Origin of the sequence: Halomonas lysinitropha (assembly GCF_902500215.1) — a bacterium.
GTDB classification, from domain to species: domain Bacteria; phylum Pseudomonadota; class Gammaproteobacteria; order Pseudomonadales; family Halomonadaceae; genus Halomonas; species Halomonas lysinitropha.
Map to the genome: position 1 here is coordinate 270,048 of NZ_CABVOU010000033.1, position 14,002 is coordinate 284,049.

Annotated in this window: 12 protein-coding genes; 1 reads left to right on the forward strand and 11 read right to left on the reverse strand. The window is 71.2% G+C overall.

The window, feature by feature from the left end; genetic code table 11:
* Positions 1-2: 2 nt before the first annotated feature.
* The 4 genes from HALO32_RS10255 to HALO32_RS10270 form a co-directional block, all read right to left on the reverse strand.
* A complete protein-coding gene (locus HALO32_RS10255; RefSeq protein ID WP_151443767.1) occupies positions 3-938 on the reverse strand; it encodes an aldo/keto reductase in 936 nt (311 codons plus the stop codon).
* 60 nt (positions 939-998) lie between these two features.
* Complete coding sequence (locus HALO32_RS10260) at positions 999-1,940, reverse strand: patatin-like phospholipase family protein (protein ID WP_151443768.1); 942 nt, start codon at positions 1,938-1,940, stop codon at positions 999-1,001.
* Between the two features lie 2 nt (positions 1,941-1,942).
* A complete protein-coding gene (locus HALO32_RS10265; protein WP_151443769.1) occupies positions 1,943-3,409 on the reverse strand; it encodes a dihydrolipoyl dehydrogenase in 1,467 nt (488 codons plus the stop codon).
* 107 nt (positions 3,410-3,516) lie between these two features.
* On the reverse strand, positions 3,517-4,134 hold the full coding sequence (locus HALO32_RS10270; protein ID WP_151443770.1) for a LysE family translocator: 618 nt from the start codon (positions 4,132-4,134) through the stop codon (positions 3,517-3,519).
* A 143-nt stretch (positions 4,135-4,277) separates the two neighbouring features.
* Between HALO32_RS10270 and HALO32_RS10275 the strand changes: the two genes are divergently transcribed.
* Positions 4,278-4,769, forward strand: a complete 492-nt coding sequence (locus HALO32_RS10275; protein WP_151443771.1) for an Lrp/AsnC family transcriptional regulator — start codon at positions 4,278-4,280, stop codon at positions 4,767-4,769.
* Between the two features lie 46 nt (positions 4,770-4,815).
* Here HALO32_RS10275 and HALO32_RS10280 read toward each other — a convergent pair whose 3' ends face one another.
* From HALO32_RS10280 to hypF, 7 genes are read right to left on the reverse strand one after another with little or no spacing between them, the layout of a single operon-like run.
* The gene (locus HALO32_RS10280; RefSeq protein ID WP_151443772.1) at positions 4,816-5,358 is read right to left on the reverse strand and encodes a hydrogenase maturation protease; all 543 of its coding nucleotides are present in this window, start codon (positions 5,356-5,358) and stop codon (positions 4,816-4,818) included.
* Positions 5,342-6,643, reverse strand: coding sequence for a Ni/Fe hydrogenase subunit alpha (locus HALO32_RS10285; RefSeq protein WP_151443773.1), 1,302 nt, complete (start codon positions 6,641-6,643; stop codon positions 5,342-5,344). The genes HALO32_RS10280 and HALO32_RS10285 overlap by 17 nt, the downstream gene beginning before the upstream one ends.
* Positions 6,640-7,461 (reverse strand): NADH-quinone oxidoreductase subunit B family protein, encoded by an 822-nt coding sequence (locus HALO32_RS10290; protein ID WP_151443774.1) that lies wholly within the window; start codon positions 7,459-7,461, stop codon positions 6,640-6,642. Before HALO32_RS10290 ends, HALO32_RS10285 begins: the two co-directional genes overlap by 4 nt.
* Positions 7,462-7,463: 2 nt before the next feature.
* Positions 7,464-8,297, reverse strand: a complete 834-nt coding sequence (locus tag HALO32_RS10295; RefSeq protein WP_151443775.1) for an FAD/NAD(P)-binding protein — start codon at positions 8,295-8,297, stop codon at positions 7,464-7,466.
* Entirely contained in the window at positions 8,294-9,436 is a 1,143-nt protein-coding gene (locus HALO32_RS10300) for a 4Fe-4S dicluster domain-containing protein (protein WP_151443776.1), read from the reverse strand. Before HALO32_RS10300 ends, HALO32_RS10295 begins: the two co-directional genes overlap by 4 nt.
* Before the next feature lie 48 nt (positions 9,437-9,484).
* On the reverse strand, positions 9,485-10,513 hold the full coding sequence (gene hypE, locus HALO32_RS10305) for a hydrogenase expression/formation protein HypE (RefSeq protein ID WP_225809908.1): 1,029 nt from the start codon (positions 10,511-10,513) through the stop codon (positions 9,485-9,487).
* The gene (hypF, locus tag HALO32_RS10310) at positions 10,514-13,999 is read right to left on the reverse strand and encodes a carbamoyltransferase HypF (protein ID WP_225809910.1); all 3,486 of its coding nucleotides are present in this window, start codon (positions 13,997-13,999) and stop codon (positions 10,514-10,516) included. It lies immediately after the preceding gene.
* Between the last annotated feature and the right edge of the window lie 3 nt (positions 14,000-14,002).

The window sequence follows — 14,002 nt, forward strand, 5'->3', positions numbered from 1 at the left end:
CCTTACAGTCCCCGCACGTAGTCGGCCATGCGGCGGCGCATGGTCTCGTCGGGCAGGGGCTCGCGAGCGGCGGCAAGGTTCTCGCGGACGTGCTCGACCTGGGTGGTGGCGGGGATGACGCAGGTGACTGCCGGGTGGGAGATGATGAACTTGAGAATGAACTGTGCCCAGGTGTCGGCATGGATCTCGGCGGCCCAGGGCGGCAGCGGCTTGCCTTCCAGGTGACGGATCAGGCGCTTGCGCTGGAAGGGGCGGTTGGCAATCACGCCGATGCCGCGCTCCCGGGCAAGGGGCAGCAGCCGCTGCTCGGCCTCACGATCGACGATGTTGTAGGTGAGCTGGACGCTATCCAGCGGGACTTGTCGCATGATGTGCTCGACCTCGTCATGGCGTCGTCCGTGGGAGGTGGTGATGCCCAGATGGCGAACGTCGCCGGACGCCTTCATCGCCATCAGGGTCTCGAGGTGGCCCTCCCAGCCCAGCAGGTTGTGGACCTGCAGCATGTCGAAGCGTGGTATGCCCCATTCCTGGCGGGAGGCCGCGATCTGGGCTGGCCCCTCGGCCGGATTCGAGGTCCAGACCTTGTCGGCGGCATAGACGCGCTCGACCGCCTCGAGCTGCTTCAGGGCATGACCGATCGTCGCCTGTGACGAGCCGTACATCGGCGAGGAGTCGATCAGGCGGCCGCCCTCAGCGAAGAAGGCCGCCATGACGGCGGTGCATGCCTCGAGCAGCACCGGATCATCGCCGACGTTGAAGGTGATCCAGCTGCCCAGGCCGACCCGGGGCAGTGCCACGCCGGTGCCGGGCAACTCGCGGGTCAGTGGCTCGGCGGTCTGTGCCAAGGCAAGGCGGGAGGGCAACGCCGAAACGGCGGCCGCGGCGAGCAGGCCGCCCAGCAGCCGACGGCGCGACAGGGAATGAAGGGGTGGGGGCATGATGCGCTCCTGGACATGCTGAGCATAGTGTAGTTGCCGGGTGAGGTGGGCCGGGTGCCGTCATGAAGAGGGCGTGGCCTGCAGGGCCAGCCAGCCCTCGAGCAGGTCACGGAGCTCCTCGGCGGTGGGTTCGGTCTGGCGCAGGATCTCGTCGATGCGGTTGAAGTGCAGCAGGCGCACGCCCCGGGTCTCCGGACGCAGGTAGATGTCGGGTGGCCGGTGGTGCAGCGCCTGTCGGATGATCGCCTGCTGCATGATCTTGAAGCTGTTGAACAGCATGTCGGTCACGCCGAGCTCCTCGCCATCCTCCTGCCGGCGGCTGCCCGAGACGTCCACCGCGATGACCATGTCGACCTCGCCGAAGAGCAGGTCGAAGGGCAGGGGCTTGGAGATGCCGCCATCGATCAGCAGCTGCTCGCCATGGTGGACGGGCAGGAAGAGCCCCGGCACTGCCATGCTGGCCTCGATGGCCGGAAAGAGGAGGCCCTCGTCGAGGGTCACGCTCTCCCCCGTCCAGTAGTCGGTGGCCACCACCTCGAGCGGGATGCGCAGCTCGTCGAAGGTGCGAACCTCGGTATGGCCGGCCAGGAATTCGAGGAAGCCGGCCGAGTCGATCAGCCCGGCATCGTCGCGCCCGAACGGCACCAGCGCCGACAGCTCCACCTCCGATTCGGCCAGCCCCGAGAGGGCATCCAGCGGCGAGCCGGCCACGTCGTCGAAGATGTCGTGGATCGCCTCGGCCGGGAGTCCCGCGGCATAGAGCCCGCCGATCACCGCGCCGATGCTGGTGCCGACGATGCGGTCGGGCAGGATCCCGAGGTCGTCGAAGACCTGCAGGATGGCGATGTGCGCCAGGCCGTTGGCCCCGCCCGAGCCCAGCGCCAGGCCGATGGTCGGACGGGGCGCCGGGGTGTCGGTGGGTTCCGCCGCGACCGGAGCCGCCAGCAGGGCAAGGATGAGCAGGGCCGAAGCGAGAAGGGCAGCGATGCGGCTTGGCCTCATGCTCAGTCTCCGGGTCCGCACTCCATGCAACGCTCGGTGATGGCCGGACCCTGCTGGAGGTTGGCATTGAGGTCGCGCAGGGCGCTGCGCAGCCCCTCCTCGAGCACCGGGTGGTAGAAGGGCATCTCGAGGATGCGGCTCACGCTGGGCTTCTCTTCCAGCATCCAGGCCAGCAGGTGCGCCATGTGCTCCACCCGGGGGCCGAACAGCTCGGCGCCCAGGAACTGACCCGAGCCGTGCTCGGCGTAGAGGCGCATCAGGCCACGGTTCTGGCGCATCACCACGGCGCGCCCCTGGTCCTCGAAGGAGGCCTCGCCGGTGGCGATGCAGTCGCAGCCGCCGTACTGCTTTTCCAGCTCGGCACGGCTCGCGCCGATGGTGGCCATCTGCGGGTCGGTGAAGACCACCGCCAGGGGCACGTTGCGGGTGCCGGCACGCAGTTCCGGAAAGCGCCCGGCGTTGTCGCCGGCGATCCGGCCCTCGGTATTGGCCACGTGCAGCAACGGCAGCTCCTGGTTGGCATCGCCGGCGATGAAGATATGGCTGGGGCTGTCGTCGGCGTTGCGGCACTGCAGGGTGAAGCGGTTGTAGTGGGGCACGCCCTTGTCGTCGATGGCCAGGCCGGCCCTCTCCAGGTCGAGCCGGTCGACGTTGGGGTGCCGGCCGGTGGCCGCGAGCAGGTAGTCGAAACGCTCGGTGAGGCGCCTGCCGGTATCGCGCTCGAGGAAGGTGATGACCACAGCGTCGCCGTCGCGCTCGATGCTTTCCACCTTGGCGTCGGGGTCGACGTAGAACTCCTCGTTGAAGGTGCGGTCGGCATAGTCCCGCACGGCCTCATCCTGAAAGGGGCCCAGGGCGCCGCCCACGCCGAAGACCCGCAGGCGCACGCCCAGCCGGTGCAGCGCCTGGCCGAGCTCCAGGCCGATCACGCCGGGGCCGAACACCGCGACCGACTCGGGCAGGTCGTCCCACTCGAAGACGGCGTCGTTGACCACCAGCCGGTCACCGGCCGCCTCGAAGAAGCCCGGCCAGGTGCCGCGCGAGCCGGTGGCGATGACGATGGTACGCGCCGTCACGCGGGTGTAGTCGCCGACGACCAGGGTGTGCGGGTCCTCGAAGCGCGCATGGCCCTCGAGCCGGTTGTCCTCGCCCAGGCGCTCCACCGTCTTCATCACGCGCCCCACGAAGCCGTCACGTTCGCGCTGGACGCGCTCCATGACGGCGCGCCCGTCCACCTCCACGGGGCCGGTACGCACGCCGAAGCCGCCGGCATCCCGGGCGTGGTGGGCGGAGTCGGCGGCGGCGATCAGCAGCTTCGAGGGCATGCAGCCGACCCGGGCACAGGTCGTGCCATAGGCCCCGCCCTCGATCAGCAGCACTCTGTCGCTGTGCTTGCGGGCGGCATGCCAGGCGCTCAGGCCGGCGCTGCCGGCGCCGATGATGGCGATATCGACCTCACGTTCCTGCATCGGGCTCTCCTCTCGTCTGTGGCCGTTCATCCACTATGGCACAGGGTGGGGATGGGCCGCCGGGATGCAACGGTGGCGTCTTGACGCAGGACAAGGTCGCCGGCCCCTCAGGCGGCCAGGCGCAGGGCGAAGGCGATCATCAGCGAGCCGAAGGTCCAGCGCTGCAGTCGCGCCCGCAGCGGGCTGTCGGCGAACCAGCGCTGCAGCGCGGCCCCCAGGGTGGCATAGCCGGCATCGAACAGCAGGCCGATGCCCACCAGCAGGCTGCCCAGCAGGGCGAACTGCAGCAGCACGGGCCCTTCCCCGGGAGAGACGAACTGGGGCAGCAGCACCGAGCAGAACAGCAGCGACTTGGGGTTGAGCAGGTTGGTCAGCAGGCCACGGCGCCAGGCGCGGCGGAGACCGGCAGCGTATATGCCCACTCGGTCCGCCTCTATGTCCGCCGTGGCCCCGGGCGAACGGAGCAGCTGCAGGCCGATCCAGGCCAGGTAGGCGCCTCCCGCATAGCGCACCGCATCGAAGGTCCAGGGCGCGGTGGCGAAGAGCGTGGCCAGCCCCAGGGCCGCCAGGGCCACGTGCAGGCCGCGCGCCACCGCAAGGCCCGCCGCGGTGGCCAGCGCCGGGGCGTGCCCCTGCTGGCTGCCGGTGTGCAGCACCAGGATCATGTCGGGGCCGGGCAGCAGGTAGATCGCTGCCAGGGCGCCGATGAACAGCCACAGCTCCATGGGGTCTCCTCTCGTCGTGACACCTTATCTATTGATCGATGCCAGTCTAGCCCCGCGGGTGCCGGCAGGTCCTTGCGAAGTCGACCAGGAAAACGGCTATAGTTGGCAGAAGATGCCAATAAAGAGTGATAAGGAAAAGTTTGATGCCAACTTGCCGGCTGGACGCCATCGACCGTCGCATCCTGGCGGCACTACAGCGTGACGCCCGGCTGAGCAACGTGCAGCTGGCCGAGGAGGTGAACCTCTCGCCCTCGCCCTGCCTGCGACGGGTCCGCCAGCTGGAGGCGGCGGGGCTGATCCGCGGCTACCATGCCGAACTGGACCGTGGGGGCGTCGGTCTCGGCCTCACCGTCTTCGTCGGCGTCAAGGTGGAGCGCCACCACGAGGCCGAGGCCAACGCCTTCCGCGAGGCGGTCGTGGCGCTGCCCGAGGTGGTCTCTGCCCACCTGGTGTCGGGGGAGTCGGACTTCCTGCTGCAGGTGGTGGTGGCGGACCTGGCGGCCTACGAGCGTTTCCTGACCGGGACCCTGCTGCGCCTGCCGGGCGTCAGCGACATCCGCAGCAACTTCGCCATCCAGACCGTCAAGGAGCACGGGCCACTGCCGCTCACGCGGCCCGAAAGCGAGGGCCGGTAGCGTGGCCCGTCGGCCGACGCCCTTGAGGCCCGCCCTGGCCGGGGCCCTAACCGGCATCGAGCCAGCCAAGGACCACCGCGTGCAGTTGCCGGGCCTGCGCCTCGTCGAGCCCTGGTGCCGTCATCGCTTGGCCCGGCATGTCGGGGCCTGCTTCGGCCGGCATCTCGATGCCGATGATCCGGATCCCCGCGCGGAAGAGCCCCAGGGCTTCGACCAGCGCCAGGGTGCTCGCCAGGTCGAGGCCGTGTGATGACAGGCGCGCAATGGCCGCGGGGAGCTCCGCCGGCGCAAAGACCTTGAGGGTGCCGGGCGGCCCCTGGCCCCGCATGGCATCGATCAGCAGCAGGCGGTCGCGTGGCGTCACCGCGTACAGGAAGAGGTCGACGGGCTGGTCGAGTCGCGCGACCGTGAGGTCATGGCGCCCGGACAGCGTATCACCCAGCCACTCGGCGGCGAGCCAGCCCAGCCGGTCCCCGCCATGGGGCGAGCCGAGCCCGAAGAGATAGGCATGACCGCCGGGCCGGTCGGCGGCCCCGTCCTGCCTGGCCATGCTCGGCCCGGTCTCGCGTGGCTTATTTCCGAACGGCATGGAAATCCAGGAAGTGGGTGGCGCAGGAGATGCAGGGGTCGTAGTTGCGGATCACCATTTCGCCGTGCAGCCGCAGGGCGTCGTCGTCGCGCTCCAGGCCGAAGCGGGTGAGGCTCGCCGCGAGGTCCTCCTCCATCCGCGCCTGGTTCTGGCTGGTGGGGGGGACGATCCGGGCCTCGGCGACCCGGGCATCGCCGTCAAGCGCATAGCGATGCCAGAGGATGCCTCGGGGGGCCTCGGTGCAGCCGACGCCGACCCCGCCCCGGACGGGTGTCTCGGCATGGGGCTCGCCGGCGGGGGCGTAGTCCTCGGTGAGGCGCAGCGCCTCGGCGAGGGCCACATGCATTTCCACCGCCCGGGCCACGATGCTGTGGAACATGTTGCGGCTGGGGAAGTGGATGCCGAGGTCGTCGAGCCGCTGTCGCAGCGCCTCGGGCAGCCGGTCGAGGTTGTTGTTGAGCCGGGCCAGCGGCCCGACCAGGTAGGGATGGCCGTCGAGTTGGGCGTGCAGGGCCGTCGAGTGGGGCACCTGGAACTCCCGGAAGCGCTCCTCGAAGTCGGCCGGGGCGATGTCGAGCCCTCGGTCGGAGACAATCCGGCCCGCGGTGATGGGGTAGTCACTGGGATGACGCAGCGACACCGAGACGAAGTCCTGGTCGTCCTCGGGGATGGGGAGTCCGGCCGTCCAGGCGATCAGCTCGCGGGCCTCCTCGAGGCCCGTCACCAGCTGCTGTCGCAGGGCCTGCATGGCCGCCGAGTCGGGGGCATGGAAGAAGCCGCCCGGACAGATGCCGACCGGGTGTACCGAACGGCCGCCGAAGGTACGGATGATCGCGTTGCCGAGCCCCTGGAGCCGCAGGCCACGGCGAACCTCGTCCGGGTAGTCCCGGGCCATCGCCGGGGCGCTGTCGTAGCCGAGAAAGTCGGGGGCGGCCAGCAAGTGGATGTGCAGACTGTGGCTCTGCAGCCACTCGCCGCAGTACATCACCCGGCGCATCGCCTCCACCCAGGGACTGGGCGCGACGCCGAGGATCGACTCGATCGCCGCCACCGCACTCATCTGGTAGGCCACGGGGCAGATGCCGCAGATGCGGGCCACACTGTCGATCACGTCCTGGCTGCTGCGGCCTTCGAGCAGCTTCTCGAACAGCCGGGGCGGCTCGAAGATGCGCAGCGTCAGCGCCTCGATCCGGCCGGCCTCGATGCGGATGTCCAGGGCGCCCTCGCCCTCGACCCGTGCCAGGATGGGCACATGGATCTCGCCGGTTCGCGTGTCGTGATTCATCCCTGCTCCTCCTCGCTGCCCTGACGCGTGATGACCCGGGCCTGCCAGTCCAGGCCCTCACGCCGGAACGGTTCGGCATGGCCATTGATGAACAGCAGGCGTCGGGCGACCTCGTCAGCCGGCATGCCGGTATCGGCCAGGTGGGTGGCCAGTGCCGAGACGTTGGCCTGCACGGCCGGCCCGTAGCAGGCGTAGCAGTCGCGCTGCCAGCGGGGGCAGATCGCGCCGCAGCCGGTGCTGGTGACCGGCCCCATGCAGGGCTGGCCCTTGGCGACCATCACGCACACCGCCTGCTGGCGCTTGCACTCCATGCAGACCGCACTGTGGTCGACCCGGGGCAGGTGGCCGGCCAGCAGCGACTTGGTGGCGCCGAGCACCTGTTCGCCGCTGACCGGGCAGCCCCAGAGCTCCAGGTCGACCTTGACGCTCTCGGCAATCGGGGTCGAGTCGGCGAGCAGGTCGATATGCTCGGGCTGGGCATAGACCCCGGACACCCACTCGTCGGCGTCGTGGAGGTTGCGCAGCGCCTGGATGCCGCCGGCGGTGGCGCAGGCGCCGATGGTGACCAGGTAGCGACTGCGCTGGCGGATGCCGTGCAGGCGCGCGGCGTCCTGGGAGGTGGCCACGCTGCCCTCGACGAAGGCGATGTCGACCTCGGCTTCCTCGTCGATCGGCCCGGCCTCGGCGAAGTGCAGGATGTCGACGGTCTCGGCCAGGGCCAGCAGGGGCTCGCCCAGGTTGAGGAAGGCCAGCTGGCAGCCGTCGCAGGAGCTGAACTTGTGCACGGCGATGCGTGGGCGGCGGGTCGCGGTGGTCATGGTCAGACTCCCCTGTGCGACAGGTAGGGCGCCAGCTCCCGGCAGGTGAAGACCGGGCCGTCACGGCACACGAACTTGGGCCCCAGCTGGCAGCGGCCGCAGGAGCCGATGGCGCAGTGCATGTTGCGCTCCATGCTGAGCCAGATCCGCGCTTCTGGCACCTCGCGCTCGCGCATCGCCCTGATCACCGCCCGCATCATGCCCTCCGGTCCGCAGATGAAGATCGAACAGCGCGCCGGGTCGAAGTCGATGCGCTCGAAGAACTGGGTCACCGGGCCGGTATGCCAGGGCCAGAAGGTATCGCCGGTGTCGGCGGTCAAGTAGACCTCGACGTCCGGGTGCCGGCGCCAGGCGTCGTAGCGATCGCGCCAGATCAGGTCGTTGGAGTGCTTGACTCCCTGGATGATATGCAGGCGGCCGTAGCGTCCACGCCGGTGCAGCACGTACTCGATCAGCGACACCGAGGGGGCGCAGCCCAGGCCACCGGTGACGATCACCAGGTCGGTACCCTCGGCCTCCTCCGTGGGCCAGCCGCGACCGTAGGGGCCGCGCAGGCCGAGCCGGTCGCCGACCTCGAGCCGCCCCAGGTTGCGGGTGACAGAGCCGACCTTGCGGATGGTGTGGTCGATCATCTCCCGCTCGTCGGGGTCGGAGACGATGGAGATCGGGACCTCGCCCATGCCCGGCAGGCAGAGCATGTTGAACTGGCCCATCGCGAAGCGGTAGGCGGCCTGCACCTCGGGGTCGGTGAAGCGAAGCTGCAGGCTGAACATGTCCGGGGACTCGTCCCTGCGGCCGACCACTTCGGCCTCGGAAGGTACCAGTGGGCTCATCATGCCGGGTCCTCCCCGTCGGGTGCCTTGGGAGCCACGTCCTCGGGCGCTATGGAAAGCGCGGCCAGCTCCTCGGTCACGTCGATGCCCACCGGGCACCAGGCGATGCAGCGGCCGCAGCCCACGCAGCCGCTGCGGCCGTACTGCTCCACCCAGGTGCCGAACTTGTGGGTCAGCCACTGGCGATAGCGCTGGGGCCGCTCGGCCCGGATGACGGTGCCGTGGATGTAGCTGTGGTCGGGGTCGAAGCAGCTGCCCCACTGCCGGCCGTGGCTAGCCGTCTGGCCGTCCAGGGAGAGTTCGTCGACGTGGGTCTGGCAGAAGCAGGTGGGGCAGACCGCGGTGCAGTTGCCGCAGGTCAGGCAGCGGTCGTTGAGGCTCTGCCAGTGGGGGTGGGCCACTGCCGCCTGCAGCATCTCCGGCAGCGAGGCGTCGGGCAGGCCGCGCGTCTGCTGGCGGGTGGCACGCTCGACCCCGGCCTCCACCTGCTCGAGCTGGTCATGGCTGGCCAGGGTCGTCTCCAGGGTGTCGAGGATGGCCTGGCCCTCCTGGGTGTGAGCCTCCACCACGAAGCCGTCGTCGAGTTCCGAGAGCGCCAGGTCGAAGCCGTGCTGTGCCCGCGGACCATCCCCGGTGGCGGTGCAGAAGCAGGTGGCGGCAGAGCGCATGCAGTTGACGGCGACCAGGAAGAGGTTCTGGCGTCGCTCGCGGTAGTGCGGGTCCGGATGGGGGTCATGCAGGAAGTGGCGGTCATGGACCGCCAGCGCCGCGAGGTCGCAGGCGCGTACGCCGATGACCGCTGTCGGCTGGGCCTCGGGGGGCTGCTCGCGGAACACCAGGCGGCCATCGGGCTGGCGCTCGCTTCGCCACAGGGTCTCGCGAGGGGCAAAGGTCAGCGGCTTGATTGCCTGGGGGCCCATGGCCCAGTCGAAGACGCGGCCGGAGTCGGTGCGCTCGAGTCGGTAGTGGCCGGGGGCCTGGTCATCGATGATCCCGACAGGCAGCTGCTCCACCGTCGCGAGGGGCTCGAAGAGGATGGCATGGTCGCGCACCCGGGGCCCGATGACCTCATAGCCCGCCTCCACCAGCCGGTCGATGAGTGACTGGAGGCGCTCGCGGGCGAGAAAGTGGCGTACCTTCATGGTGGCGTTCCCCTTGAACGATCGTCAGGTGGCCGGTGCCGCCGGGGCTCAGCAGATGCGCGGCAGCGGGTCGTCCTCGAGCTCCTGCAGGAGGCGCTCGCCGCCCCACTCGTTGACCAGCAGCAACCGGTCGTGGTGCGGGTCGAGCGTGCCGACCCGCTGTGCCCCTCCGCCCTGCGGGAGCGCCTGCCAGCGGCGCAGGGCCTCGTCGGCCTGCTCCTCGGCCACGATGGCGACCACCCGCCCCTCGCAGGCGAGATAGAGGGGGTCATAGCCCAGCATGTCGCAGACGCTGCGCACGCTGCCGCGGATCGGCAGACGTGGCTCCTCGAGCGTCACGCCGAGCCCCGTGGCCTGGATCACCTCGTGCAGCACCGTCGCCAGGCCGCCGCGGGTCGGATCGCGCATGAAGCGCAGGCCGGGCATCGTCAACAGGGCCTGGGTCAGGGGCAGCACGCTGGCGCTGTCGGAGGCCAGGCTGCCGCTCAGGCCGAACTCCTCGCGGGCCAGCATCACGGCAATGCCGTGGTCGCCCAGCGGCCCGCTGACCAGCACCGCATCCCCCGCACGAATGTCGCGGGTGCCGAGGGCCAGCCCGAGGGGCCGCGTACCGATCCCCGACACGCCGAAGTAGAGCCCGCCACACAGTCCGCGCGGCAGGACCTTGGTGTCGCCGGCCACCACCTGGACATCGCAGGCCCGAGCGGCCTTGGCCAGGCTGACGACGATTCGCTCGAGCTCGTCGAGCGGCAGCCCCTCCTCGAGGAAGGCGTTGAGGCTCAGGTAGCGCGGGGTCGCGCCGCAGACGGCGAGGTCATTGACGGTGCCGTGCACCGCCAGGCTGCCGATGTCGCCCCCGGCGAAGAACAGCGGCTGCACGGTGACCCCGTCGCTGGTGAAGACCAGCTCGTGGTCGCCGTCCGGGAAGGGGGGCAGGATGGCGGCATCGGCCAGCGGTGCCAGCCAGGGGTTGCCCAGCTGGCGGACAAACACCGCATCGATCAGCTGGCGCATGAGGCGCCCGCCGTTGCCGTGGGCCAGGGTGACGGTGGACGAATCGGGACCGGGTTGGGTCACTCACTCCTCCTCGTGCCGTGACAGTCGGGCCAGGCACTCCATGACCTGGCCGACGCTGATGGCGGCGTCGTTGCAGGGCAGCCGCTCGTGCAGAAGCACCCTGAAGCCATCCTCCTCCAGGGCTGCCACGGCCGCCTCGGTCAGCCGGCGGTTCTGGAACACGCCGCCGGTCAGGCCGAGGGTCTCCACCCCAGTCGCATCCCGAGCCGCCCCCGCCTGCCGGCATAGCACCCGGACCAGGGTGGCATGGAAGTCCGCGGCGCGCCGTTCCGGGCCGAGACGCGCGTCATGGAGGTGACGGATCAGCGGGCGCCAGTCACAGCGTAGCACCCCGTCCGGGTCGCGTTGGTGGGGAAGCTCGAGGCCCTGGCCGTCGCCCTTGGCCAGGGCCTCGAGCCGCATGGCGGCCTGGGCCTCGTGGCTGACCCGGGGCATCGGGACCAGCAGGGCCGCGGCGGCATCGAACAGCCGGCCCACGGCGGAACAGGCGGGGGCGTTGAGGCGTCGCTCCCAGGCCGCTCGCAGCAGGGCCAGCGCCTCGTCGGTGCCTTCGGCGACCGGCCCCTCGAGGCCGCTCTGCCAGCCCTGGGTGGCGGCCAGGCGCCAGGGCTCCCGGATGGCCGCCTCCCCGCCGGGCAGGGCAAAGGGCGCGAACGAGGCATGGCGCCGCCAGCGCCCGGGTCGGCCGAGCAGCGCCTCGCCGCCCCACAGGCTGCCGTCGGGGCCCAGCCCGGTGCCATCCCAGGTGAACACCAGGGTCGGCTCCCGGAAGCGGCCATGCTCCCCGCATAGGGCGGCGGCATGGGCGTGGTGGTGGGCGACCTCCCGGCACGCCAGGCCGCTGTCGCGGGCCCAGCGAGTGCTGTGGTAGCCGGGGTGGGCATCATGCAGGACGAGCTCGGGGCGCACGCCATACAGCCCGGGCAGGGTCTCGATCTGCCGCGCGAAGGCCTGCTGGGTGCGTAATGCCGACAGCTCGCCGATGTGCGGCGACAGCACCAGCCGCGCCTCCCAGGCGAGGCAGACCGTGCTCTTCTGCTGGGCGCCCACGGCGAGCAGGGTCCGGGGCAGGCGCCAGGGCAACTCGAGTTCCAGGGGAGCGGCGCCCCGCCCCAGTCGCAGCGGGCGGGCCCTGCCGGCGATGGGCCGGCGGATGCCGTCATCCACGGGGCGCAGGATGGGGCGGTCATGGTGCAGGAAGGCATCGGCTACCCGGCCCAGGCGCTGCGCCGCCATGGCCCGGTCGGCGATGATCGGCTCGCCCCCGAGGTTGGCCGAGGTGGCGACCAGCGGGCGCGCCAGGGCCTCCAGCAGCAGGTGGTGCAGGGGCGCATAGGGCAGCAGCATGCCGACCTCGTCGAGCCCGGGGGCGAGGCCCGCCTCGAGGCCGTGGTTGGCGCGCAGCGGGAGCAGCACCACCGGCCGCTCGTCGGCGAGCAGGGCCTCGGCGGCCGCCGGGTCCAGCCGGGCATGCCGGCGCACGGCCCCCAGGCCGTCCTCGCCCTGCCACGGGACCATCACGGCGAAGGGCTTGTGTGGCCGATGCTTGCGCTCGCGCAGGGTCGCCAGCGCTGCCGGGTTGCCGGCATCGGCCATCAGGTGGTAGCCACCGACTCCCTTCACGGCCACGATCCGGCCATCGGCCAGTGCGGCGATGGCGGCCTCGAGGGCCTCCCGCGGGTCCGACAGCGTTCTCTTGCCTTGCACGAATTCCAGCCGTGGTCCGCACTGCGGACAGCCGATCGACTGGGCATGGAAGCGTCGGCTGTGCGGGTCGTCGTATTCCCGCCGGCACTCGGGGCAGAGCGGAAAGGCCTTGAGGCTGGTGCGCGCCCGATCGTAGGGCAGCCGTTCGATCACGCTGTAGCGCGGGCCGCACTGGTCGCAGTGGGTGAAGGGGTAGCCATGGTGGCGGTCCTGCGGATCGTGTATCTCCGCCAGGCAGGCCGGGCACACCGGGCTGTCCAGTGGCAGCTGGATCGCACCGCCCGGGTCGCCGTCGCTGGGCTGGATCACGAACGGTCGGGCCGCGTTCGGTCGAGCCGCGTCTGGCGGGCCCAGCGTCGCCGGGATCGTCTCGCGGCGAGCGAGGCGCGGGCGTGCCAGCCGCGGCGCCTCGGCGAGCAGGGCCCGCTCGAAGGCGTCCAGGCGGTCGGCGCTTCCCTGGGCCTCGATCACCACCTTGCCGCCGCTGTTGCGAACCTGGCCCGCGAGTTCCAGCCGGCTGGCCAGCCGCTGGACGAAGGGCCGGAAGCCCACGCCCTGGACCACCCCGGCCAGCACCCAGCGTTGCGCTTCCTGGTCGGGGGCTCTCTCGATCGGGGCTGTCTCACCAGGGGCAGCGTCGACCGGGGTGGCGGCGATCCGACCGCTGGACGCTTCATGGGTCGGCGGGACACCGTGGCTCCACCAGATCCGGCAGGCGCCCTCCTCGGAGACCATGCAGGGCCCCACCGGGCTCTCAGGCCGGCAGGCACTGCCGTAGAGCCGGCACTGCGGGGGGCGGATGCGCCCCAGCACGACCTCGGCGCAGTCGCAGCCGGGCGGCATCTCGCCGCGTCGCGCGTAGGCGGCCTCGAACACCCCGGGGAAGTGTCGACGGGCATCGCGCTCGGTCAGGGTCGCCGCGCAGCCGTAGCCGGAGTCGGGCAGGGGGCCGATGCCGCGCCACTCGGCGTCGGTGATCTCGAACAGCGCGCCCATCAGCGCCTGGGCCCGTCGGTTGCCGGCGGCGGTGACGCACTGCGGGTAGGCGTTGTCGAGCCGCGGGGCCCGGTCGAGCGCCTGCCGGAGTACCGCATGCAGGCCCGCCAGGATCAGGCCGGGGGTGAAGCCGGCCACGGCGGTGGGCAGGCCATGCGCCTCGGCCACGAAACGCCACTGCTCGGCGCCCATGATGGTCGCTACATGCCCCGGGGCGATCAGCGCATCGAAGCCCGGCGCGCCGTCCGCGAGCAGGTGGGCGATGGCCGGCCAGGTCTGGCGGGCGCTGAGCAGTAGCAGCAGGTTGTCCGGCAGGTCCGTGCGGGAGAAGAGGGCGGCGATCGGCGCCGTGGTCGTCTCGAAGCCGGCGGCGAAGAAGACCACTCGTTTTCCGGGATGCTGGCGGGCCAGCGTCAGCACCTCGCCGGGTGAGGCGACCGGGACCACCCGGCCGCCGAGGGCGCGGGCGGCCTGCAGGGAGCGCGGCTCCCGCCGGGGGGCATTGCAGGGCACGCGCACCATGTCGCCGAAGGTGGCGACGATGACGTCGTCCGCGAGGCTCAGGGCCACCGCGGCATGGATGTCCTCCTCGGGGCAGACGCAGACGGGGCAGCCCGGCCCGGGAATCAGCTCCAGGTAGTCGGGCAGCACCTTGCGCAGGCCGGCATGGGTGATGGTGCGCTCGTGGCCGCCGCAGACGTTCAGGATCCGCAAGCGACCCGATGCCGGTCGGGGCAGGGCGCGTATCCGCTCCAGCCACTCGCCGGGGGTGGGGAGCGCCATGGC

What these genes read in the sequence shown, in the direction of transcription:
- HALO32_RS10255 (WP_151443767.1), bottom strand. Translation starts at nt 938, where the DNA reads ATGCCCCCACCCCTTCATTCCCTGTCGCGCCGTCGGCTGCTGGGCGGC.
- HALO32_RS10260 (WP_151443768.1), bottom strand. Translation starts at nt 1,940, where the DNA reads ATGAGGCCAAGCCGCATCGCTGCCCTTCTCGCTTCGGCCCTGCTCATC.
- HALO32_RS10265 (WP_151443769.1), bottom strand. Translation starts at nt 3,409, where the DNA reads ATGCAGGAACGTGAGGTCGATATCGCCATCATCGGCGCCGGCAGCGCC.
- HALO32_RS10270 (WP_151443770.1), bottom strand. Translation starts at nt 4,134, where the DNA reads ATGGAGCTGTGGCTGTTCATCGGCGCCCTGGCAGCGATCTACCTGCTG.
- HALO32_RS10275 (WP_151443771.1), top strand. Translation starts at nt 4,278, where the DNA reads ATGCCAACTTGCCGGCTGGACGCCATCGACCGTCGCATCCTGGCGGCA.
- HALO32_RS10280 (WP_151443772.1), bottom strand. Translation starts at nt 5,358, where the DNA reads ATGCCGTTCGGAAATAAGCCACGCGAGACCGGGCCGAGCATGGCCAGG.
- HALO32_RS10285 (WP_151443773.1), bottom strand. Translation starts at nt 6,643, where the DNA reads ATGAATCACGACACGCGAACCGGCGAGATCCATGTGCCCATCCTGGCA.
- HALO32_RS10290 (WP_151443774.1), bottom strand. Translation starts at nt 7,461, where the DNA reads ATGACCACCGCGACCCGCCGCCCACGCATCGCCGTGCACAAGTTCAGC.
- HALO32_RS10295 (WP_151443775.1), bottom strand. Translation starts at nt 8,297, where the DNA reads ATGATGAGCCCACTGGTACCTTCCGAGGCCGAAGTGGTCGGCCGCAGG.
- HALO32_RS10300 (WP_151443776.1), bottom strand. Translation starts at nt 9,436, where the DNA reads ATGAAGGTACGCCACTTTCTCGCCCGCGAGCGCCTCCAGTCACTCATC.
- hypF (WP_225809910.1), bottom strand. Translation starts at nt 13,999, where the DNA reads ATGGCGCTCCCCACCCCCGGCGAGTGGCTGGAGCGGATACGCGCCCTG.